16 protein-coding genes are annotated in these 22,300 nt (G+C 34.7%); 3 read left to right on the top strand and 13 right to left on the bottom strand.

All coding sequences use genetic code 11. From position 1 onward, the window contains the following. Positions 1–69: 69 nt before the first annotated feature. The gene (locus tag BK011_01580; protein AUD64430.1) at positions 70–1,260 is read right to left on the bottom strand and encodes a hypothetical protein; all 1,191 of its coding nucleotides are present in this window, start codon (positions 1,258–1,260) and stop codon (positions 70–72) included. A 113-nt stretch (positions 1,261–1,373) separates the two neighbouring features. On the opposite strand from BK011_01580, the gene BK011_01575 reads away from it, so the two are divergent. Both BK011_01575 and BK011_01570 read left to right on the top strand, forming a co-directional pair. After that, positions 1,374–2,714 carry a hypothetical protein gene (locus BK011_01575; protein ID AUD64429.1) on the top strand — a complete coding sequence of 447 codons (1,341 nt, stop codon included), beginning with the start codon at positions 1,374–1,376 and terminating at the stop codon, positions 2,712–2,714. Further along, positions 2,707–3,027 (top strand): hypothetical protein, encoded by a 321-nt coding sequence (locus BK011_01570; protein ID AUD64428.1) that lies wholly within the window; start codon positions 2,707–2,709, stop codon positions 3,025–3,027. The genes BK011_01575 and BK011_01570 overlap by 8 nt, the downstream gene beginning before the upstream one ends. 131 nt (positions 3,028–3,158) lie before the next feature. Here the strand turns inward: BK011_01570 and BK011_01565 are convergent, their stop codons facing one another. The 10 genes from BK011_01565 to BK011_01520 form a co-directional block, all read right to left on the bottom strand. Then, positions 3,159–4,343, bottom strand: coding sequence for a translation elongation factor Tu (locus BK011_01565; GenBank protein AUD64427.1), 1,185 nt, complete (start codon positions 4,341–4,343; stop codon positions 3,159–3,161). A gap of 91 nt (positions 4,344–4,434) precedes the next feature. Next, positions 4,435–6,507: a translation elongation factor G gene (locus BK011_01560; protein AUD64426.1), complete on the bottom strand. Its 2,073-nt coding sequence runs from the start codon at positions 6,505–6,507 to the stop codon at positions 4,435–4,437. 18 nt (positions 6,508–6,525) lie between these two features. Beyond that, entirely contained in the window at positions 6,526–6,996 is a 471-nt protein-coding gene (locus tag BK011_01555) for a 30S ribosomal protein S7 (GenBank protein ID AUD64425.1), read from the bottom strand. A gap of 53 nt (positions 6,997–7,049) precedes the next feature. Continuing rightward, complete coding sequence (locus BK011_01550; GenBank protein AUD64424.1) at positions 7,050–7,463, bottom strand: 30S ribosomal protein S12; 414 nt, start codon at positions 7,461–7,463, stop codon at positions 7,050–7,052. Between the two features lie 197 nt (positions 7,464–7,660). Beyond that, on the bottom strand, positions 7,661–8,326 hold the full coding sequence (locus BK011_01545) for a hypothetical protein (protein AUD64423.1): 666 nt from the start codon (positions 8,324–8,326) through the stop codon (positions 7,661–7,663). Between the two features lie 93 nt (positions 8,327–8,419). After that, positions 8,420–9,271, bottom strand: coding sequence for a hypothetical protein (locus tag BK011_01540; protein ID AUD64422.1), 852 nt, complete (start codon positions 9,269–9,271; stop codon positions 8,420–8,422). Next, complete coding sequence (locus tag BK011_01535) at positions 9,268–9,615, bottom strand: hypothetical protein (GenBank protein ID AUD64421.1); 348 nt, start codon at positions 9,613–9,615, stop codon at positions 9,268–9,270. Before BK011_01535 ends, BK011_01540 begins: the two co-directional genes overlap by 4 nt. A gap of 97 nt (positions 9,616–9,712) precedes the next feature. Continuing rightward, the gene (locus BK011_01530) at positions 9,713–10,336 is read right to left on the bottom strand and encodes a hypothetical protein (protein AUD64420.1); all 624 of its coding nucleotides are present in this window, start codon (positions 10,334–10,336) and stop codon (positions 9,713–9,715) included. Between the two features lie 3 nt (positions 10,337–10,339). Next, positions 10,340–11,146 (bottom strand): hypothetical protein, encoded by an 807-nt coding sequence (locus BK011_01525; protein ID AUD64419.1) that lies wholly within the window; start codon positions 11,144–11,146, stop codon positions 10,340–10,342. Further along, complete coding sequence (locus tag BK011_01520; protein ID AUD64418.1) at positions 11,139–12,326, bottom strand: 8-amino-7-oxononanoate synthase; 1,188 nt, start codon at positions 12,324–12,326, stop codon at positions 11,139–11,141. Before BK011_01520 ends, BK011_01525 begins: the two co-directional genes overlap by 8 nt. Before the next feature lie 250 nt (positions 12,327–12,576). On the opposite strand from BK011_01520, the gene BK011_01515 reads away from it, so the two are divergent. Continuing rightward, positions 12,577–13,743, top strand: coding sequence for a hypothetical protein (locus tag BK011_01515; GenBank protein ID AUD64417.1), 1,167 nt, complete (start codon positions 12,577–12,579; stop codon positions 13,741–13,743). A 442-nt stretch (positions 13,744–14,185) separates the two neighbouring features. On the opposite strand, the gene BK011_01510 is transcribed toward BK011_01515, so the two are convergent. Together BK011_01510 and BK011_01505 are read right to left on the bottom strand one after the other, a co-directional pair. Next, positions 14,186–18,358, bottom strand: coding sequence for a DNA-directed RNA polymerase subunit beta' (locus BK011_01510; protein AUD64416.1), 4,173 nt, complete (start codon positions 18,356–18,358; stop codon positions 14,186–14,188). Next, positions 18,358–22,284: a DNA-directed RNA polymerase subunit beta gene (locus tag BK011_01505; GenBank protein AUD64415.1), complete on the bottom strand. Its 3,927-nt coding sequence runs from the start codon at positions 22,282–22,284 to the stop codon at positions 18,358–18,360. Before BK011_01505 ends, BK011_01510 begins: the two co-directional genes overlap by 1 nt. Positions 22,285–22,300 lie beyond the last annotated feature (16 nt).

Below are 22,300 nucleotides of genomic sequence, written 5' to 3'. Positions count from 1 at the left end.
ATTTTAACATATTTCATGAGAAAAAGAGGAAAAATACCTCTTTAACATATTTTCTTGAAATTGTGATATTTATGCATTAATTTTTAGCTTTTGAATCATTAAGAAAAGAGTGTATGCAACGCCTAATAGAATTGTTGCAGTCACGGTTAAAATTGCTTGTGTACCAAGGATAAAAGCTAAGGTCGTCATCAAAATCCCACTTAAAATTTGACCGATGCCATCGATTTGACCAAAAGTGGACATGACAGTCGCTTTAATGTTTGAAGGTGTTTGTCTAGCCATAACACTCGTGTATAAAGGATCTATACCTTGCCTTGTCATTCTAAAGAAGAAAAAGCCTAATAAAGATACATATGCATTACCCATATATGCAAATACAAGTAAACCTAGACTCATGAAAAGAATGAGTACAAAAAACCATTGATATGTTTTTATACCTTCCTTGACATATCTTTTTACAATGAGTAACATGATGACCCCTAAAATAGCCATCATCATATGCATCATGGATACGATATAAATAGAAGGCAGATCCTTTAAGAATGTCATGTCAACCTTATCTAAGATAATAAATTCTTCTAAACGGTCAATCCCTTCGCTATATAATCCTAATAAAAATGCTGTTACAACAAATATCTTTAACATTGGATGTCTAAATATATGTTTTAATCCTAATCTAAACTGATGAACCATAGAATGGTCCATTTTTTTTCTAAAGGCATGTTCCTTCATAAAAACCATTAAAAAGAAACTTAAAAGTATATATAAAATACCACTGACAAGCATCGGAAGTCTTACATCGATAATCCCTAATCCAAAAGCACCAATAATCCCAATGATCGTCATGACTTTGCTTATTGTATTGGCTTTAATAAACGTGTATTCTATATCTTGATTATCAGTTTCATCAGAAACCCATGCATCTAGTGCACCACTAATAAACGTATATCCAAAGCACCAAATGATTTGTGCAACAAAGATCCAAATGAAATCTAATGTTAGAAGTTCAACAAAAAAGCCAAGACCTATAATGATATAACCAATCACAACACTTAACTTTCTTGAATATTTATCCGCAACAACACCCGTGGGTACCTCAAAAAAAATCACTGCAATCTCCAGTGCTGTTCCTAATAAGATTAACTGATATGGTTCAAGCTTTGCTAAATCAATCCGATAAACAATAGCTGCAGTCATCATCATCGTCATTGCAAGATTTAAAATAGCAACTTGAAATATGTATAGTTTTCTTGCGTCCATGATTCATCCTTCAGTGTTTTTTATACTCTCTTTATTTTACATGAAAAAACAGAACAAAAGTGAATAAATTCACTAGGGGCGATAAAAATCGCCTTTTTCTTTTTAAAGTCACATTGTATAATAGATTTATGGAACCTATAGTGATTAAGTATAAATTTAAAGATCAATTAGAACTTGCTCTTAAACATGGTGAACATGTCTTTAACAATGAGCTTGTTAAACTATCTAATTTAAAAGTATATAGAGATAACTCCATTTCCATTCAATCTATATTTGCTACCTATTGGGATTCATTTAAACTTCATTTTGAAGATAAACTACGTCCCTCAATTATCGAAAATGTTGAAAAAATGATACATTGTCGTGATTTCAAATATGGCTACTTCTTCTATGAATGCCCAACTTGTGATAACTTTCATATCCAAGGTCTTTCTTGTCATTCAAGGTTTTGTCCTTCTTGTAATCAAAGATATCGAGAAGCTCGAACACTTGCGATTGAATCCAAATTACTTAAGTGCCCTCATAGACATTTTGTCTTTTCAGTTGCTAAAGAGATGCGTAAATTCTTTTGGCTTTATAGAGACTTATTTGATATCTTATTTCAAACTGTAAATGAAGTTCTTCATAAAGCTGTTAAGAAAACGAAGGCTGACCACCAATTAGATAGAAGACTTGGCATCATTTGTTTTCTTCACACCTATGGCAGAGATATGAAGACCAATCCTCATATCCATGCTTTAGTTGCTGAACGCTTTATTGATGCTCATGGTCATCTATCCAACATGTCTTTCTTTCCTTTTGAGAGACTGCGTATGTTTTGGCAATATAGACTCTTAAGTAACATCTCAGCCTATTTGAAAACCCATGCGACAAATTCTATCTATAATGAGTTTAATCGCTTAAGAAGTTATCTCATTCATAAGTATAAAAAAGGCTTTTACACTTACGGGCCTCAATTAAAGAGAAAATCTAGCTTGTCTACAGCCAAAAAGATTGCTAAATACATCGCCAGATATGCTTCTCATCCAGCCATCTCTGAATCTAGAATTGATGACTTCGATGATATCAATCACCAAGTCACTTGGCATTTTGATCCTCATGAAGATGATCAAATTTCAGATAAACATCATAAACGAGGTACTCAAATCATCACTGATCATGTCTTTAAATTTATTGCACGTCTCATTAAACACATCCCTGATAAAGGATTTCATCTGATTCGTTATTACGGTTTTTATTCAAATCGGACAAAACGAAAAATTGCCTCTGAGTTAAAGTTAGTTAACCCTAAATCTTTGACTTATCTTAAACATCAACTTCACTTTCGAACTTTGTTGCTTAAGACTTATCACTATGACATCTTTAAATGTCAGTGTGGTTCTACTATGGTTTTAAATCTTGATGCTTCATATCTACCAAATCACCGAAAAGAGAGGTTATTTAGCGATGCCTAAACTATTTAAAACTAAATCTGTGCATATGTCTTTTGTTCAAAAAAAGAATTTGTATGCTGAATATAAATCAGCTGTTAAGCAGGGATTCATTGCTGGCCCTGCCGCTTCATTTAATGCATTTATATCGATGCCTAATTTTGATATCATGGTTGATATGAAATGTCTGCACTGTGGATTTGAACTTACTGTCAATTTTTCTGGTTATGCTCACTTTATGGAGACTGAAGGTGCTGCTTTTCCCGTTGATGTTTGTAGTCATTGTGGTAAGTTGCAGTTTGTGCCTTTAGATATTTATCATAAACTTATTGATTAATTTGTTGACTCGTTTTACAGACTCATTTTAGATGAGTTTTTTCTGTTTGTTTTTATTTAAATTATCAATTAGAATTTCCTAGTTAAGTACAAAAAAAGAGGCAAGAGCCTCTTTTAAATGTTTGTCAATAACTATTCAATAATTTTAACTACTGAACCAGCACCAACTGTACGTCCACCTTCACGAATTGAGAACTTAGTTCCTTCTTCGATAGCGATTGGGTGAATCAATTCTACAGTCATCACTGTGTTATCACCAGGCATAACCATTTCTGTACCTTCTTGAAGTGTAATTACACCTGTAACGTCAGTTGTACGGAAATAGAATTGTGGGCGATAGTTTGAGAAGAATGCAGTATGACGTCCACCTTCTTCTTTTGATAATACGTAAACTTGTGCTTCGAACTTGAAGTGTGGGTTTACTGATTTTGGTTTAGCTAATACTTGACCACGTTCAACTTGATCACGGCTCACACCTCTAAGTAATGCACCGATGTTATCTCCAGCTTCTGCGTAATCTAATAATTTTCTAAACATTTCAACACCAGTTACAACTGTTGATTTAGTATCTGTTAAACCAACGATTTCAACTGTGTCACCAACTTTAACTTGTCCACGTTCAACACGTCCAGTAGCAACTGTACCACGACCTGTAATTGTAAACACGTCTTCAACTGGCATTAAGAATGGTTTGTCAGTTTGACGTTCTGGAGTATCGATATAAGTATCAACAGCTTCCATTAATTCTTCGATAGCGCCAATCCATTTTGCATCACCGTTTAATGCACCAAGTGCAGATCCACGGATTACAGGAATGTCATCACCTGGGAAGTCATATTCTGATAATAATTCACGAACTTCCATTTCTACTAAGTCTAATAATTCTTCATCATCAACCATATCAGCTTTGTTTAAGAAAACAACTAGCTTAGGTACACCAACTTGACGTGATAATAAGATATGTTCACGAGTTTGTGGCATAGGGCCGTCTGCAGCTGATACAACTAAGATACCGCCGTCCATTTGTGCAGCACCTGTAATCATGTTCTTAACGTAGTCAGCATGTCCTGGGCAGTCTACGTGAGCGTAGTGACGATTTTCTGTTTGATATTCTACGTGTGCTGTATTAATTGTAATACCGCGTTCTTTTTCTTCTGGAGCACTATCAATTGATGCATAATCTTTAATTTCTGCTAAACCTTTTCCTGATAATACAGTTGTAATAGCAGCTGTTAAAGTAGTCTTACCATGGTCAACGTGGCCGATTGTACCAATGTTAACATGTGGTTTTGTTCTTTCAAATTTTTGTTTTGCCATTTTAATGGTTCCTCCTATTTTTAATTGATTTTTTTATTTATTTCATCATACTTATTGTATATTAAATCCATTTATTTTGCAAGCAAGTGAATTAATTCACACCGCGCTTTTTCATGATTTCTTCCATAATTGATTTTGGAGTACGTTCATAATGACTAAATTGCATTACGAAGTTTGCACGACCTTGCGTATTTGAACGAAGTGATGTTGCATAACCAAACATTTCTGAAAGTGGTACGAATGAACGGATTGCTGCTGCATTTCCTCTCGTTTCTTGAGATTCCATACGTCCACGTCTTGATGTAATATCACCAATAACGTTACCTACATACTCATTTGGAACAACAACTTCAACGTCCATGATTGGTTCTAATAAGACAGGTGAAGCTTTTGTTTTTGTATCTTTTAAAGCCATAGAAGCTGCGATTTTAAATGCCATTTCTGATGAGTCGACTTCATGGTATGAACCATAATGTAGAGTCGCTTTAATATCGATTGCTGGATAACCGGCAATAATACCATTTGGAAGAGCTTCTTCTAAACCTTTAAGTACTGATGGAATGTATTCTCTAGGAATAACCCCACCAACAATTTTATCAACGAATTCAAATCCTTTTCCAGGGTTTGGTTCGAACTTGATTACAACATGTCCGTATTGTCCACGACCACCTGATTGTCTAACAAATTTAGCTTCGATATCAGCTTCTTCACTAATTGTTTCACGATATGATACCTGAGGTTCAGCAACGTTTGCTTCCACTTTAAACTCACGCTTCATACGATCTACAATAATATCTAAGTGAAGTTCACCCATACCAGCAATAATCGTTTGACCTGTTTCATGGTCTGTAAATGTCTTAAATGTTGGATCTTCTTCAGCAAGTTTAACTAACGCAACATTCATCTTTTCTTGATCTTGTTTTGTCTTAGGCTCGATAGCAACGTTAATAACTGGCTCTGGGAACACCATAGATTCTAAGATGATATCATCTTTTTCCATAGCTAGTGTGTCACCAGTTGTCGTATTTTTAAGACCTACTACTGCAGCGATGTCACCAGCGAATACTTCTGCGATTTCTTCACGGTGGTTCGCATGCATTTGAAGGATACGACCAAATCTTTCTTTGTTATCTTTATTTGTGTTTTGAACGTATGATCCAGCTTTAATAGAACCTGAATATACTCTAAAGAATGTTAAGCGTCCTACATATGGGTCAGTCATAACCTTAAATGCTAATGCAGTAAACGGTTCATCATCACTTGATTTACGTTTAATTTCATTACCATTAGAATCTTGACCTAAGATTGCAGGTACATCTGTTGGAGCTGGTAAATAATCAATAACAGCATCTAACATTAATTTAACACCTTTATTTTTAAATGAAGTTCCACAGATAACTGGGAAGAACTTAACTGCTAAAGTTCCTTTTCTGATTGCTGCTTTGATTTGTTCAACTGTGACTTCTTCACCTTCAAGGTAATTCATCATCAATTCTTCATCAAAATCAGCAACTGCTTCAATCAGTTCAATTCTTTTTTCTTCTACGATGTCAGCTAAATGTGCAGGTATCTCAATTTCTGTAGCGATTTCTTCTGCATTACCGTCATAATGATATGCTTTCATTTCAAGTAAGTCGATAATACCATCGAATTCTGCTTCAGCACCAATCGGCCACTGGATAGGGACTGCTTTCACACCTAAACGATTATGAATCGTTTTGATTGCTCTAGCAAAATCCGCTCCTATTTTGTCCATTTTGTTTACATAAACAATTCTTGGTACCTTATATTCTGTCGCTTGTCTCCAAACGGTTTCTGTTTGAGGTTCAACCCCTGCTTGTGCATCAAGTACTGTTACGGCACCATCAAGCACGCGAAGTGATCTAGATACTTCTACTGTAAAGTCAACGTGACCTGGAGTGTCGATGATATTAACTTTATGATCTTTCCAGAATGCTGTTGTAGCAGCTGAAGTAATCGTAATACCGCGCTCTTGTTCTTGAGCCATCCAGTCCATTGTAGCTGCACCATCGTGAACTTCACCTAGTTTATGAATTCTACCAGTGTGGAATAGAATACGTTCAGTCGTTGTTGTTTTTCCGGCGTCAATATGGGCCATAATGCCGATATTACGCACTTTATTTAATGGGAATACACGAGGCATAATTTTAAATCTCCTTTATTACCAGCGATAGTGAGCAAATGCTTTATTTGCTTCAGCCATGCGGTGTACATCTTCACGTTTCTTCACAGCAGCACCTAATCCTTGTGATGCGTCTATGATTTCTTTCGCTAATCTTTCTTCCATAGTTTTCTCATTACGTAATCTTGCGTAATTGATTAACCATCTTAATCCTAATGTTGTTTTTCTTGAAGGTCTAACTTCTGTTGGTACCTGATAGTTTTGTCCACCGATACGGCGTGAACGAACTTCTAATACCGGCATGATGTTATTTAATGCTTCATTAAATACTTCAATTGGCTCGCGTCCTGTTACTTCTTTAACGCGGTTGAACGCTCCGTATAAAATACTTTGAGCTGTTCCTTTTTTACCGTCAACCATAATTGTATTCACGATACGTGTTACTAATTTTGATTGGTAAATTGGATCTGGTAAAACGTCTCGTTTTACGATATGTCCTTTACGTGGCATTTAGTTCACCTACTTCCTTTCTTTCGATTCTTAATGTTTGAATTTTTTATTTATTATTTCTTTGGGCGTTTTGCTCCATACTTAGAGCGTGCTTGCATACGATTTGCTACACCTGAAGCATCAAGTGTACCACGTACGATGTGGTAACGTACACCAGGTAAGTCTTTAACACGACCACCACGGATTAGAACCACACTATGCTCTTGTAAAGAGTGTCCAATTCCTGGAATATAAGCTGTAACTTCTGTTTGGTTACTTAAACGAACACGTGCATATTTACGTAAAGCTGAGTTAGGTTTCTTAGGTGTCATTGTCGTAACACGAGTACATACCCCACGTTTTTGTGGTGAAGTGTAATCACTTTCGCTCTTTTGTAAACTGTTATATCCATAACCTAGAGCAGGTGATTTTGATTTGTACTTTTTAGATGTTCTTCCTTTTTTTACAAGTTGCTGAATTGTAGGCATTGCTTGTTCTCCTTTCCTTAACACATATCCATGTGTTTCATTTTTTCTTCTAAAAAATATTTTTGGCTTAATAGAGCCAAAATATATAGTCGTTCTTTGTGTATTTCACACAGCGTTTTAATTATATAATAAGTTAAGTTAATTGTCAATGATTTTGTCATGATTTTCTTCAATTTTTTAAGATTTTTACATATATTTTAGGATTGATCACCTGAATGTTGTTTCTTTGGACATAAAGGTGTTTTTTTAGATTTATATGAGATAGTTTTTTTACCCTTTTTATCTATATAAGGTATAAAATATGCATCATTATTAGCAATCACATACTCATCATATAAAATATTTAAGTTTTTTTGGACTCTATAATTATACCATCTGACATATAAATTGATTAATGGTAGGTTTATGCCATCATATTGTGTTTGATATGTCCATGTCTTTTCATGATGCATAAAGATAAAAAACTTGTTCGCAAAAATATGATCTACCATGTCCATTGAAATAAGACCATTGGCGATTAAATACTCCATGATTTGAAAGAACATCACGTAGTCCCCCATTTTTCTTCCATCTTCTTGAGTAAACTTGTATGCCTCATCACGATCTTTTTTTAATTTATTATAAATGTCTTCGATGTTTTTATTCTCAGAAAAAGACTGATTTAAGTTATAAATAAACTCAGCTTTTGTGATTTGATGATCTTTACTCAGTTGATAAATCACTAAAGCGGCACCAATAACAGCAATCGCTATTTCAAGTGAATCACCATAAATGGAATCCATTGTTCTCTTTACAACAAATATTGAGACAATGACAACGACAACAATCACCAAAAGCGATAATGTAGATCTTCTAATTCTCATGTAACCCTCCGTGGTTATATTTTGATTTAAATATACCACTTTATAGAAAAAATAAAAAGCACTTAGAAACTGTTTGCTAAATATGGACAGTAATTAAAAAAGGCTAGGAAGAGTTGACATTCTCAATTGTAGAGGTGTCAACTCTTTTATTATTTTACTTTGTCTATCTTCATTGTAATATGTGATGTAAGAATCGACAAGTGTTTTCATTTGTTTTATTGTGATTTGATGATGAAGATGCATACATTCACTTTTAAATTGACTGAAGAAAGATTCTATTGGACAATTATCTACGCAGCTGCCTTTTGCTGATACACTATGTTTTATCCAATGTCTTTTCAACCACCTATGGTAAGTTTGTCCAACAAATGCGGTACCTTGATCAGAATGCAGTATTAATCCTTTGCGATAATTTCTGGGTACGGTTCTTGTTGCTTGTTTTAAAGTATCCATGACTAGTTTCAAATCATTTCTTTCGGAAACTTTGTAACTGACAATATATTTATCATAGAGATCTTTTATCGCACACAAATAGATGGTTCCTTGTGTTGTGGGCAAATAAGAAACATCTATACTCCACTTTTGATTTGACATTTTTGTGGTAAAATCTCTTTGAAGGAGATTAGGAATGCGATGATGGTTGACCTTGCTATATCTTTTTCTCTTTCGTCTGATAATAGACTGAATACCATTCAGTTTCATGTATCGATACACGGTGCTCTTCGTGGTAAAGACGCCGTGTATTTTCTTTAATTTCATTTGAATTGTTTCTATGCCCCATCTTTTATCTTTATGGTAGAGACTAACAATCTGATGGTTAAGCAATTCATTGAACGCTTTATATTTTGGCCTACCTAAGCGAATCCATTCATAGTAACCGCTTCTTGAACATGACATCCTCATGCAGAGATAGATGATAGAATAACGATCCTTTAATTGGTCTATGACTTGGTATTTTTCTCGCGCGTTCTTAGGTAGGCTACCGCTTTTTTTATGTCTTCACCACTTTTGATATATTTTAACAGTTCTTCTTTACTCATGATGTCCAAGTTAAGCTTCTTAGGTCTACCTTTGTTTGGTATATCTTTTTTCGTACCTTTTCCTCTACGATCTACACAAGTGCCATGCTTTCGATACTGTTTTACCCATAAATCTAATTGACTATGAACAATATCAAAACTTCTAAGTATTTGACGCTGTGTTTTCTCTTTGCTTAAATACAGTTCTACAATCTTGTTTTTCTCATCAATTGTATACGATGGATGCTTTCTTGTTTTTCTTTCATTCATTCTAACGACTCCTTTATATTCATTCTAACAAAAAAAGCTAGAACACTATACTATGTCCTAGCCTTTTTTTAAGTTGTCCGTTTTAATCAAATAGTTTCTATGCGCTTTTTATGTAGTGGTTAAGCAAGTTTAGGATGACTGCACCAATCATATTGCCTGTTAATACAATTAATATGAACAAGAATGCTTCTAATGTGAATGTCTTTGATAACACTAAATAAGACATATCTGTAATACTATGTTCAAAGCCAGCAACAATAAATATCGAAACTGCAAAGATGACAACTAATAATGATGCTCCTGGGTTTTTAAACTTATGGTAGCTATCAACAGCTAAGTACATCATAAATCCACAGAATATAGCTAAAACTAAAGTTTCATACCACATTTGCGTTAACTTATAATCGAATATTTCTGCTGCATGTGTGATTGCTCCATCTTTACCTGATAATAAGAATAACCCTGCTGCAAACAATATACCAACCATGTTTCCTAAAAGTGTTTGCATCAGCAATTTAAAATGACCTTTTTTATAAGGTAATAAATATCCTACTTTTCCTGTAAAAAGGTTATATCCTCTTTCTAAAATAAGGATTAACGCAAAACTAAACAGCACAGATGCAACGATTTGGCTAGATGAACTTACATACAAAATCCCACCGATGCCTACTAAGATACCGGATAGGATTGCTTTTACAATTTGAATTAAATTTTCTTTCACTTTTTACCCCTTTTTAAAACCATAAATCATGCCGACGATGTTATTTACAAACTTAGATGGTAATACTTTTTGTAATAACACAAATACTTTATACTTAAAGCCAATCGTTTTATATAATGGTAATTTCTTTCTATTGATTAATTTATTAATTACTTTTGCTGCTAAAATAGGATCCATACCATTTTGTTCATCTTTTTCCATGACACCAACGGATTTATCCACTCTTTTTTGATAATCATCGCCTTCATATGGATTTTTCTTTCTATTTTTAGTAAATCCAGTACGAATATCTCCAGGCATGACACTACACACCTCTATATCAAAAGGTGCTAATTCTATACGTAAGCTTTCTGTAAAAGCATTGATTGCAGCTTTTGAGCTGCTATAAAATGCTTGAAATGGGATGGATAATTTTGCTGCTACACTACTGATATTGATGAGTTTTGAATTTTTAGTTTTTTTCAAATAAGGCAGAATCGCCTTTGTTGAATAAAAAACACCCATGAAATTAACATCCATTAAATATTTAGCATCTGTAATGTCTGTATATTCAATAGATCCAGATATACCCATACCTGCATTATTGATTAAACAATCAATTTTGCTCTCAATATCGTATATATCTTGATATGCTTGTTTTAATTGTTCATAATCAGTCACATCAGCCTGAATACTTCTAATGTATTTATCATGTATTTTTGATCTTGCAACACCGTATACGCGATGTCCCTTTTCGGTTAAATATTTAGCCACTTCAAGACCAATACCTGATGATGCTCCTGTGATGACAATGACTTTTGATTTACTCATTAAAATCTTCCAATCCTTTTAATACTTCTACAATTTTATCTATGGCTTCATCCATTTGTTCTTTAGTATGTGTTGCAGTATAGCTTGTTCTAATTAAACATTCGCCAATTGGTGTTGCAGGTGGAACGACTGGGTTTACATAAACACCATGTTCAAATAACTGATTACATGCAACCATAGTTCTAACTGGCATATAAGTATAAATAGGAATGATTGGTGTTCTTGATGGTCTAAGTTCTAATCCACGCTTTTTTAAGCCTTCTCTCATATAATCAGAGATATCACTTAAAGCTTTTACACGTTCTGGTTCTCTTTTTAAGATTCTAAGTGCTGTGAGAGCTGCTGCAGCGTTTGCAGCAGGAATTGCAGCAGAGAAGATATATGGTCTTGATTTATGTCTTATAAAATCAACAACATCCCTTTCAGCAGCAACATATCCACCTAAACTTGCAAGTGATTTAGAGAAAGTACCCATAATAATATCGACTTCTTTTTCTAATCCAAAATGTTCTGCAGTTCCTCTACCATGTTCACCCATCACACCTAAACCGTGTGCATCATCAACCATGACTCTTGAGCCATATTGTTTTGCAAGTCTTACGATTTCAGGTAGGTTTGCGATATCACCACTCATTGAAAAGACGCCATCTGTTAAGATGAGTTTTCCTTTATTAGGATCAGCTTTAGCTAACTTCTTTTCTAAGTCTTCCATATCGTTATGGTTATATCTTACTACTTCTGCATATGATAATCTTGTACCATCATAGATGGATGCATGATTTTCTTTATCAGAGAAAATAATATCATTTCTTCCAGCGATTGCTGAAATGATACCTAAGTTTGATTGGAATCCCGTTGAAAAAATGGTAGCATCTTCTTTATTTAAGAATTCTGCTAATTCTTTTTCAAATTGGATATGTAGATCAAGCGTTCCATTGAGGAATCTAGATCCTGATACACCAGTTCCATATTGTTCAGTAGCTTTAACAGCCGCTTCAATCACTTCTGGGTGTGATGCAAGTCCAAGGTAGTTATTAGAGCCAATCATAATCATCTCTTTACCTTCCATCACAACTCTTGTATCTTGTTTTGTATTTAAAACATGAAAATAAGGATAATATCCATGTTCCCTAGCTTTTTTTGCGTCATCGTAATCATAACATTTTTTAAATAAATCCATATATTCTTGTATACTCAAAACTGTAATAATAGTTAGAGTATAACTTCCTTTCTTTCTATTGTTATAATTAAATTAAGCACTGTGGATTTGTGTCATTTATATATAGCTTTGACTATTGGAGGAGACTCTTACCACAGTTCTTATTTTTAATGTCAATCAGTAAGTTAGCGCTTGACGCTTCATCACAAGACTACATAAATAAGAAATCTGTGACTTACCCAGTGCTAAAACTTATATTGGAGGTGTTTTTATGTACTTAATCGGAATTGATATCTCTAAGTACAAACACGACTGCTTCATAGCTACTGAAGCAGGTATTCAAATCAAAGCATTCAGCTTTGATAACAATCGTTTAGGTTTCGATTTATTTCTTGAGGTCTTAAAATCTTTAGATCAGTCAAAAGAAATAAGAATAGGTCTTGAGTCAACAGGACACTATGGATCAAACCTTAAACAGTTTATCACGGCATCTGGTTATACTTATCTGGAATTTAACCCTTACTTAACGCACATGTTTTCCAAGGCATTATCGTTACGTAAGACAAAGACAGATAAAGTTGACGCCAAAACGATTTCAAGTATGCTAGGTTCTGTTGACTACAAGACCTTACATACTAAATTTTACCACATCAACGAATTAAAACAACTGGTAAGGTATCGTCATGTTCAAATGGTCAATCGTTCTAAAACACTCATTGAACTGACAAACATCCTTGATCGTATCTTTCCTGAGTTTAAACCTTTTTTTAACGAAAGACTCTCTAGTAGTGCGATGTTCATCCTTAAAAAGTTCAAATCCAGAGCAAGAATTTCGAAACTTTCTAACAATGACTATGAATCCATTAGAAGTCACTCTAAAGGCAGATTATCTTATGTTAGAGTTCAAAAACTTAAATCTTTAGCTAAATCATCAGTTGGATATGAAACTCAGTCTGATCTGTTACTTCTTAAACACTCCATAAAACACTATGAGACGTTAACTGAAATCATTGAATCTGTTGAACATGAAATCATCCATCTCATGGAAAATATCAATCAAACACTGACAACCATTCCAGGTCTCAACATCATCTCTGCAGCAATTATCATCGCCGAACTTGGTGATTTTAAAAACTTTACAAATCCAGCTCAAATTGTTTCATTTGCTGGACTGGATACATCTGTCAATCAATCAGGAACAATAGAAACCAGAGGACATATCGTCAAACGTGGATCCGGATTACTTAGAATGACTTTTTGGCAAATCACTTTTGCGGGCTTAAGATTGAATCCTAAACTCTATGATTATTACCTTAAGAAACGTGCTGAAGGTAAACATCATAAAGTCGCCATGGTTCACTCTGTTAGAAAACTAATACGCACGATATACTATTTAGGTGTCAACCAACTGACATTTGATCATTCACATTTCAAATAATCAAATGAGGGTGTAGCTACCTCTTATTTGTTCATAAAACTTATATAGGCTTCCATGTGAGGTCTTTTACTATTTTTTATCATTTATTGCTTGACTTATTATAGTAAGTCTCCTCATTTCAAAAAGCACTTAAATCTATTATATTATAAAACACCTTATTATTGATTGTTTTATCATGTTTTTAAAATGTTCATTTTAATGAACATATACCATTGTAAACAAAAATCGCTATTAAGTCAATATGCAACGTGCATGTCTAGCGTTTTCATTACATAAATAATTAAAATATAGCGATTATTTATCCATAATATCTTTTTACTTAAATGATATGAATATGAATTAGATAAAACATAAATTATGTTCATTAACAAAAAAAGATGCACTTGAGTATAGCTCAAATGCACCTTTTGATTTATTTTTTTATCTGCCTTAAAAGGACTGTTTAAAACTCGAAATCGTCATCTTCTTCTTCGTAAGAAGTATTTGAGCGATCATAATCGAAGTATTTATCTCTTAAAATACCTGTACCAGCAGGGATTAATCCACCGATGATCACATTTTCTTTTAAGCCGTGTAATTCATCAGTCTTACCCTTAATTGCTGCATCAGTTAAGATTCTAGTTGTTTCTTGGAATGATGCTGCTGATAAGAATGAGTCACTTCTTAGTGATGCTCTTGTAATACCTAATAAGATTGGACGACCAACAGCTGGACGTTTCATCGCTGCAAATGCTTTTTTATTCTCACGTTTGAATTCAGAAACAGAAACTTCAGTACCTGGAAGTAAATCTGTATCTCCTTCTGTAACAACCGTGATTCTTCTTAACATTTGTCTGATGATGAGTTCAATATGCTTATCTGAAATTTCTACACCTTGTGCACGATAAACTTTTTGAACTTCTTCTAAGATGTAAGTTTGCGCTGCTTCAGTTGACTTAATACGTAACAATTCTTTAGGATTGATTGAACCAAGTGTTAATCGTTGACCAGCTTTTACGCTCGCATTTTTTCTAACAAGTGATTCAACGTTTGGATCAATGGTGTATTTATGTTCTTTATCTTGCGAATCGACAATGGTAATGATCGATGATCCACCACGTTGACGATCAACAGACTTAACTTTTCCATCAACTTCTGTTAATATTGCTTTCCCTTTAGGGTTTCTAGCTTCAAATAACTCTTGAATACGTGGAAGACCTTGGGTAATATCTGATGCAGAGGCAACCCCACCGGTATGGAAGGTTCTCATGGTTAACTGAGTTCCTGGTTCACCAATAGATTGTGCTGCAACAACCCCAACAGCTTCACCAACTTCAACTTTTGTATTGGTTGCTAGGTTTCTACCATAACATTTCGCACATACACCATTTTCAGAGTTACATGTTAGGTTAGATCTAATCTCTAACGCTTCGATGCCTGCTTTAATGATTTCTGCGCCAATTTCTTCTGTAATTAAATCATTTCTAGATACTAATAACGCTTTTGTTTTTGGATGATGTACATCTTTAGATGCATAACGTCCAACAATACGGTCGTATAAAGGAACGATTTCTTTTGTATCATCCATCACAGCACTCATCACAACACCACGTTCAGTACCACAGTCTTCATCAACAACGATCACATCTTGTGAAACGTCAACTAGACGACGTGTTAAATATCCTGATTCCGCAGTCTTAAGCGCTGTATCGGTAGATCCTTTTCTCGCACCATGGGTAGAGATAAAGAATTCAGATACGGTTAGACCTTCTCTAAACGATGCTTGTACTGGAACTTCAATAATTTCACCTTTAGGGTTATTCATCAGTCCACGCATACCAGCAAGTTGCGAGAAGTTTGAAGCATTACCACGCGCACCAGAGTCACTCATCATGTAGATGTTGTTATCATCATCAAATTCAGCCATTAAGCCAGTTTGAATCTCATCACGAGCATCTTGCCATTCTTTAATAACTAAGTCACGACGTTCGTTATCTGTAAGCATACCATCTTCATACCACTCTGTGATTTGTTCGATTTGAGCATTCGCTTGCTCAATACGTTCTTGTTTCTTAGAATAGACGTTAATATCAGCAAACGATACGGTAATACCTGCAACTGTAGAATACTTAAATCCTAAATCCTTAAGTCTATCTAGCATCTTAGATGTTTCAGAAATTTGTAATTGCTTGAAGACTTGAGCGATAATTTGTGATAAGAATTTTTTCTTAAATGGTGATGGAACGATTGCGTTTAACAAGAAGTCTTTAGGGTTAGTTCCTTTTTCCATAAAATACTTATCCGGTGTTTTTTCTTCTAAGTTTTCTAACGTTGGTTCATTTAAATATGGGAACGTTGGAGGTAATATTCTGTTAAAAATAAGTTTTCCTAACGTTGTTAGTAAATATTTGTTTAATTGTTCTGCAGTGAATTTTTGATTGATTGATCTTGGATCCACAAAAATTCTTGTGTGAAGACCAATTTCTTCGTGTTGATATGCGAGATATGCTTCATCAAAGTCCATGAAGAAATGTCCTTCATTTCTATGTTTTTGATGATGTTCTTCTAATCTAATATCGGCACGATATCCTTTAAATTCACGTTCGAATTTTTCTTCAATGGTTAAGTAGTAGTTACCTAGTACCATATCTTGTGATGGGGTAACAACTGGTTTACCATCTTTAGGGTTTAAGATGTTGTTAGATGCAAGCATTAAAAGTCTAGCTTCTGCTTGTGCTTCATTCGATAGTGGTACGTGGACAGCCATTTGGTCACCGTCAAAGTCAGCGTTAAACGCAACGGTTACAAGTGGGTGAAGACGAATCGCTTTACCATCAATAAGTTTTGGTTCAAACGCTTGGATACCAAGTCTATGAAGTGTAGGTGCACGATTTAGAAGTACTGGATGTTCTCTAACGACCTTATCTAAAGCTGCCCATACATCATCATCCATCTTTTCATATTTTGAATTTGCATTCTTCTTAGAGTTTTGATCATCGCCTTGCATGCGTTGAAGTTCTCTTAAGACGAATGGTTTAAATAAGGTGATTGCCATTTCTCTTGGAATACCACATTGATACATCTCTAAGTCTGGTCCAACAATAATAACTGAACGACCTGAGTAATCCACACGTTTACCAAGAAGGTTTTGTCTGAATCGACCTTGTTTACCACGAAGCATGTCTGATAGTGATTTTAAGTGTCTGTTTCTTTCAACAGCTGCTTTTTTACCACGTTTTGCATTATCAAATAATGCGTCAACAGCTTCTTGTAACATACGTTTTTCATTTTTTGTAATTAATCTAGGTGCCATTTGTTCTTTTTGTTTTTTCAAACGGTTGTTACGGTTAAGAATACGACGGTATAAGTCATTTAAGTCAGTTGTCGCGAAACGTCCACCATCAAGTGCAACCATTGGTCTTAAATCTGGTGGAATGACTGGAATGACATCCATAACCATCCATTCTGGTTTATTATCAGAGTTGTTAAATGCTTCAACAACTTCTAAACGTTTAATGATACGATCACGTTTTTGTTTAGATGCTGTTTTAAGTTTTCTTCTTAATGATTTAACTTCTTTATCTAAATCTAATTCTTGTAATAATTTTTTAACAGCTTCAGCCCCTGTTAACGCTTGGAATTTAGATCCGTATTGTTCTGTTAACATAGAGTAATCTTGTTCTGTTAAGATTTGTTTTTTCGTCAATGGTGCAGTCCCTGGGTCTGTAACGATATATGCAGCATGATAAACAACTTCTTCTAGTGACTTCGCTTTAATGCCTAAAAGGATAGCTAGTCTTGAAGGTGAGTTTTTTAAATACCAAGTATGAACAACCGGAGCTTCAAGTTCGATATGACCCATACGTTCACGTCTTACTTTAGATTCCGTAATTTCAATACCACATTTTTGACAGATTTGGCCTTTATTACCACTTTGTTTTTTACCACAAGCACATTGATAATCTCTTGTAGGTCCAAAGATTCTCTCGCAGAACAATCCACCTTCTTCAGGTTTAGAAGTTCTATAGTTAATGGTTTCATGTGTTTTAACTTCACCATATGACCATTGTCTAATTTCATCAGGAGATGCGATACGAATCTTTAAATGAGAAAATGTTCTTGAACCATAACCTTTACGGATCGGTTGTACATGACGTCCGATACGTTCAGTTAAGTCCATATCTAGAGCACTAAACTCGTCTGTTTCTAATTCAAAATCTTCTTCTATTTCGACTTTTTCTTCATGTTCATGTGCATGTTCTTTAAGTGCATCAAATCCGTATAATTCTAAGATGCCATTAATTTCTTGACGCAAAATTAAATCATCTTCAAATAAATGATATAAACTGTGACGATTAAACTCTAAAAACTCAACTGTATCATGAATACCAGCTTGTTCTAAGATTTCTACAGTTTCATCACTTAAATTTAAGTTTTCAAGTTGTCTTGGTAAAGTGTAACGACGTAAGATGGATTTAATTTCTTCGAAACTATCTCCAAGTAACATAGATAATTCTTTTAAGTTGAATGTATTAAAATCTTCAAGTTGATCAATCCCTGCAAGTTTTAAAGCATTGAGAGCATCTTCTGAAAGTTTTAAGGATTCAACATGTAATGTTAACTTTTCTTTAGCCATTAGCGATACCCTCCTTTAGTAAACGTTGTTTTCGTATGATCAACAAGTGATTTGGTTGCTTCATTTTCTCCAGTGTTCGCATCGATTAACTCAACGTATAACCCTAATGCTTGAAGTTCTCTTGTAAGCACTCTAAATGATTCTGGAATTGAAGCTTGTGGAATTGGTTTATCATGTGTAATTGAGCTGTAGACTTTATTTCTACCAATCATATCATCTGATTTAACCGTTAACATTTCTTGAAGTGTATGTGCAGCACCATAAGCATATAATGCCCAAACTTCCATTTCACCGAAACGTTGTCCACCGTTTTGTGCTTTACCACCCATTGGTTGTTGTGTTACAAGTGTGTAAGGTCCTACGGATCTTGCATGCAATTTGTCATCAACCATGTGTGATAGTTTAATCATGTACATGACACCAACAGATACTCTATTTTCAAATGGCTCTCCGGTACGTCCATCATATAATGTGACTTTACCATCTTCACCAAATTCTGCAAGCATCTTTTTGTCAAGTTCATAGTTATATTTTTCAAGTTCATCCATCTCTTCGATTGGTTTAGAAGGTTTGATAGAATCATATGCTTTATCTCTTGCCTCTTTCATGATCGACTTTAAGTCATGATCATTTAACCCATCAAATACTGGAGTTGCAATCTTAATACCTAAATTCTTCGCTGCGATACCTAAATGGATTTCTAGGATCTGACCGATGTTCATACGTGATGGAACCCCTAGTGGGTTTAACATGATGTCAATTGGTGTACCATCAGCCATGTATGGCATATCTTCTCTTGGTAATATTCTAGAGATAACCCCTTTATTACCGTGACGACCTGCCATTTTATCCCCTTCAGAAATCTTACGTTTCTTAGCGACATAAACTGTAATTGATTCATTAACTCCACTTGGAAGTACATCTCCATTTTTCTTAGAGAAGTATTGGATCGATACAACGGTACCGCCTCCACCATGTGGAACTCTTAATGATGAATCTCTATATTCTCTTGATTTTTCACCGATAACTGCATGAATTAACTTTTCAGATGGACTTGGTTCAAACACACCTTTTGGAGTGATCTTACCAACTAAGATATCGCCTTCTTTTACTTCACTACCTGGAATAACGATACCACGTTCATCTAAGTTCTTTAACGCTTCATAACCAGCATTTGGTACTTCACGTGTAATTTCTTCACGTCCACTACCTGTTTTTAGTTCACGTGTTTCAATTTCGTATTCATCAATATGGATTGATGTATAAACGTCATTTTTAACAAGATCTTCTGACATGATGACAGCATCTTCATAGTTGTAACCTTCCCATGTCATAAATGCCACGGTAACGTTTCTACCAAGTGCAAGTTCACCGTTGTCTGTTGATTGACCATCTGCTAAGATATCACCTTTTTCAACGTACTCTCCTTCTTTTACTAAAGGTCGTTGTAAGATGTTTGTATCTTGGTTTGATCTAAAGAAATTAATCAATTCAAATGTTTTGGTTTCACCCATACCATAATCTTTAAGTGTTTTTGCACTTTGATAATTAAACTCAACTGTTGGATCGTAGATCACATTATTACCAACAACGATTTTCTCGTCTGGTTTTTGGGTAATCATCACTTTTTTACCATCAGCGTATGTAACAAATCCACTAACATCTGATACGACTACAGCACCAGAGTCTTTAGCAGCACGATGTTCAATACCTGTACCAACAATAGGTGAATCTGGTTTTAGCAAAGGTACAGCTTGACGTTGCATGTTCGCACCCATTAGTGCACGTGATGCATCATCATGCTCTAAGAATGGAATGGTTGAAGTTGCAACTGATACAATTTGCTTAGGACTAACGTCCATGTAAGTCACTTCATCGATGTCAAACATAGATGTTTCACCACGATGACGACCAATCACTTTTTCTTCAACAATAACGCCATCTTCATCAAGTGTTGTTGCAGCTGATGCAATGACTTCATGATATTCTTCATCTGCTGTTAAATAATGCATATCTTGAATAACTACAGGTTTACCGCTTGAACGGTCAACTTTTAAGTATGGTGTTTGAATAAATCCATATTGATCAACTTTACCGTAAGTTGCAAGTGATGAAATCAGACCAATTGATGGACCTTCTGGTGTTTCAATTGGACAAATTCTACCGTAGTGAGAGTTGTGAACGTCACGCACTTCAACGCCGGCACGATCTCTTGCAAGACCACCCGTACCAAGTGCAGAAACTCTACGCTTTTGCGTTAACTCAGCAAGTGGGTTAATTTGATCCATGAATTGTGATAACTGTGAGCTACCAAAGAATGTCTTAATTGCGCCAGCAAGTGGTGTCATATTAATGATATTAGATGGCGTTGCATCAGCAAATGTCGTTGTAGACATCTTATCTTTAATGTTCTTTTCAGCTCTTGCTAGACCAATTCTAAATTGATTCTTTAATAATTCTCCAATAAGTCTTAAACGACGGTTACCTAAGTGGTCAATATCATCTATTTGTCCTAAACCATCATATAAGTTTAAATAATAACTCATTGAAGCAACGATATCTGATAATGTAATGTGTTCTCTGTCTTCTCTTTGATCATTACCAATGACTTTAACTGGATAAATACGTTCTGTTTCTTTATCTTTTACAGTCACTTCGATCATTTCGACAATAACACCACTACGTTCTAATTCTTTTTCATAAATATCTTTTGTACCAAAGAAATACTTAATAACCTTTTCGTCAAGTGATTGACGGTTTCTTCTTAGTACAGCAAACACTTCGTCATTAACTAATGTGTTTTTAGCAACTAAAACTTCACCAGTTCTAAGGTTAATGATATTTTCTTTTGTATATAACTCATCGCCTCCATCAGGAAGTCTTTGAGCTAAGATTTCATCAGGTGTTTCATTTTGTAAAGATTCTTCTTTTGGAATAACTTCCTTGCGAAGCACATGACGATGTTCTCTTAAGACATCAATGATGCCTTTAGTGATTTTTGTTTCTTTAGGAACAATGACTTCACCAGTTTCAGGATTAATGATATCTGTTGCAGTGTATTGTCCTTCAATTCTTGATAAAACGTCTAATTTTTTGTTAAATTTATAACGTCCAACTGCAGCTAAATCATAGCGGCGACGTTCAAAAAGACGCATACGAACAAATTCTCTAGCAGCATCTGCAGGAACTTTTTCGCCTTGTCTTAATTTAGAATATAAGTCGATGATTGCTTCATCGCTATTTTTTGTTTCATCTTTATCAAAAGTTGCATCCATGTAAAGTGATTTTCCAAACACTTCATAAATATCTTTTTTCTTAGAGAAACCTAAAGCACGCATCATTGTTGTCATTGGAACTTTCTTTGAACGGTCTAACTTAGCGTACATAATGTTTTTTGAACCAAGTTCGTATTCAATCCAAGCACCACGCGTTGGGATAACTTGAGCTGAATATTTGGTTTGATTTAATTTTTTATCGAGTTCACTCGTAAAATAAGCACCAGATGAACGAATAATTTGTGAAACGACAACGCGTTCAGCACCATTAATGACAAAAGTCCCTGATGGGGTCATAAATGGAATTTCACACATTAAAACGACGTTTTCACGCACTTCTCCAGTGATTGCATTTTCTAATTTTACACGAGCAGAGAGTTGTTTCGCATAATTGACATCTCTAATTTTTGATTCTTGAATACCATATTTTGGTTCACTTAAATAATGTTCCTCAAAGTATAGTTTTAAATCGCCATTATGTCCTTCAATGGGCGAAATATCTTCTAACAGTTCTTTAATGCCCTCATCGATAAACCACTTAAATGATTTGGTTTGTATTTCGATCAGGTCTGGTAAATCAATGTCATAACGCATTTTTGAATAATTTCTGCGCTTTGCTTTTTTACCATATTTGACGTCACGATATTCCATATTCCACACTCCTATC

It is taken from the genome of Tenericutes bacterium MZ-XQ, assembly GCA_002838205.1.
In the GTDB taxonomy this organism is placed as follows: domain Bacteria; phylum Bacillota_I; class Bacilli_A; order Acholeplasmatales; family Acholeplasmataceae; genus Mariniplasma.
Note: the sequence above shows the minus strand (reverse complement) of the source record. Positions and strands in the feature narration are given on the sequence as shown.

Excerpts from the sequence above, each read along its gene's own strand:
- BK011_01580 (AUD64430.1), bottom strand. The coding sequence starts at position 1,260 with ATGGACGCAAGAAAACTATACATATTTCAAGTTGCTATTTTAAATCTT.
- BK011_01570 (AUD64428.1), top strand. The coding sequence starts at position 2,707 with ATGCCTAAACTATTTAAAACTAAATCTGTGCATATGTCTTTTGTTCAA.
- BK011_01565 (AUD64427.1), bottom strand. The coding sequence starts at position 4,343 with ATGGCAAAACAAAAATTTGAAAGAACAAAACCACATGTTAACATTGGT.
- BK011_01560 (AUD64426.1), bottom strand. The coding sequence starts at position 6,507 with ATGCCTCGTGTATTCCCATTAAATAAAGTGCGTAATATCGGCATTATG.
- BK011_01555 (AUD64425.1), bottom strand. The coding sequence starts at position 6,996 with ATGCCACGTAAAGGACATATCGTAAAACGAGACGTTTTACCAGATCCA.
- BK011_01550 (AUD64424.1), bottom strand. The coding sequence starts at position 7,463 with ATGCCTACAATTCAGCAACTTGTAAAAAAAGGAAGAACATCTAAAAAG.
- BK011_01545 (AUD64423.1), bottom strand. The coding sequence starts at position 8,326 with ATGAGAATTAGAAGATCTACATTATCGCTTTTGGTGATTGTTGTCGTT.
- BK011_01535 (AUD64421.1), bottom strand. The coding sequence starts at position 9,615 with ATGAATGAAAGAAAAACAAGAAAGCATCCATCGTATACAATTGATGAG.
- BK011_01525 (AUD64419.1), bottom strand. The coding sequence starts at position 11,146 with ATGAGTAAATCAAAAGTCATTGTCATCACAGGAGCATCATCAGGTATT.
- BK011_01520 (AUD64418.1), bottom strand. The coding sequence starts at position 12,326 with ATGGATTTATTTAAAAAATGTTATGATTACGATGACGCAAAAAAAGCT.
- BK011_01515 (AUD64417.1), top strand. The coding sequence starts at position 12,577 with ATGTACTTAATCGGAATTGATATCTCTAAGTACAAACACGACTGCTTC.
- BK011_01510 (AUD64416.1), bottom strand. The coding sequence starts at position 18,358 with ATGGCTAAAGAAAAGTTAACATTACATGTTGAATCCTTAAAACTTTCA.
- BK011_01505 (AUD64415.1), bottom strand. The coding sequence starts at position 22,284 with ATGGAATATCGTGACGTCAAATATGGTAAAAAAGCAAAGCGCAGAAAT.